Raw genomic sequence first — 1,762 nt, 5'->3', positions numbered from 1 at the left:
TATTTTCATCAGACAATCTGTGTGAGCACTTCACGCAACACACATCTTCTTGGTAAGGAGGTGATCCAACCGCAGGTTCCCCTACGGTTACCTTGTTACGACTTCACCCCAGTCATGAATCACAAAGTGGTAAGCGCCCTCCCGAAGGTTAAGCTACCTACTTCTTTTGCAACCCACTCCCATGGTGTGACGGGCGGTGTGTACAAGGCCCGGGAACGTATTCACCGTAGCATTCTGATCTACGATTACTAGCGATTCCGACTTCATGGAGTCGAGTTGCAGACTCCAATCCGGACTACGACGTACTTTATGAGGTCCGCTTGCTCTCGCGAGGTCGCTTCTCTTTGTATACGCCATTGTAGCACGTGTGTAGCCCTACTCGTAAGGGCCATGATGACTTGACGTCATCCCCACCTTCCTCCGGTTTATCACCGGCAGTCTCCTTTGAGTTCCCGACCGAATCGCTGGCAACAAAGGATAAGGGTTGCGCTCGTTGCGGGACTTAACCCAACATTTCACAACACGAGCTGACGACAGCCATGCAGCACCTGTCTCAGAGTTCCCGAAGGCACCAAAGCATCTCTGCTAAGTTCTCTGGATGTCAAGAGTAGGTAAGGTTCTTCGCGTTGCATCGAATTAAACCACATGCTCCACCGCTTGTGCGGGCCCCCGTCAATTCATTTGAGTTTTAACCTTGCGGCCGTACTCCCCAGGCGGTCGATTTAACGCGTTAGCTCCGGAAGCCACGCCTCAAGGGCACAACCTCCAAATCGACATCGTTTACAGCGTGGACTACCAGGGTATCTAATCCTGTTTGCTCCCCACGCTTTCGCACCTGAGCGTCAGTCTTTGTCCAGGGGGCCGCCTTCGCCACCGGTATTCCTCCAGATCTCTACGCATTTCACCGCTACACCTGGAATTCTACCCCCCTCTACAAGACTCTAGCCTGTCAGTTTTGAATGCAGTTCCCAGGTTAAGCCCGGGGATTTCACATCCAACTTAACAGACCGCCTGCGTGCGCTTTACGCCCAGTCATTCCGATTAACGCTTGCACCCTCCGTATTACCGCGGCTGCTGGCACGGAGTTAGCCGGTGCTTCTTCTGCGGGTAACGTCAATCGATAAGGTTATTAACCTCACCGCCTTCCTCCCCGCTGAAAGTGCTTTACAACCCGAAGGCCTTCTTCACACACGCGGCATGGCTGCATCAGGCTTGCGCCCATTGTGCAATATTCCCCACTGCTGCCTCCCGTAGGAGTCTGGACCGTGTCTCAGTTCCAGTGTGGCTGGTCATCCTCTCAGACCAGCTAGGGATCGTCGCCTAGGTGAGCCATTACCTCACCTACTAGCTAATCCCATCTGGGCACATCTGATGGCGAGAGGCCCGAAGGTCCCCCTCTTTGCTCTTGCGAGGTTATGCGGTATTAGCTACCGTTTCCAGTAGTTATCCCCCTCCATCAGGCAGTTTCCCAGACATTACTCACCCGTCCGCCGCTCGTCACCCAAAGAGCAAGCTCTTCTGTGCTACCGCTCGACTTGCATGTGTTAGGCCTGCCGCCAGCGTTCAATCTGAGCCATGATCAAACTCTTCAATTTAAGATTTGTTTGATTTGCTGAACTCGTCAGCGATGCTCAAAGAATTAGTAACTGTTTATTCGTAATGAATTTACTGTTGTTCACTCTTCAAGACTTTTTATATCGTTAAGATACGGTCTTGTGAGTGCCCACACAGATTGTCTGATTAAATTGTTAAAGAGCAGTGC

General features: G+C 51.9%; 1 rRNA gene. It reads right to left on the bottom strand.

Annotated elements, in window-relative coordinates:
* Window positions 1-53: 53 nt before the first annotated feature.
* Window positions 54-1,595, bottom strand: a 16S ribosomal RNA gene (locus tag H0248_RS02705).
* Window positions 1,596-1,762: the final 167 nt, after the last annotated feature.

Source organism: Pectobacterium brasiliense, from assembly GCF_013449685.1.
GTDB classification, from domain to species: Bacteria; Pseudomonadota; Gammaproteobacteria; order Enterobacterales; family Enterobacteriaceae; genus Pectobacterium; species Pectobacterium brasiliense_A.
Note: the sequence above shows the minus strand (reverse complement) of the source record. Positions and strands in the feature narration are given on the sequence as shown.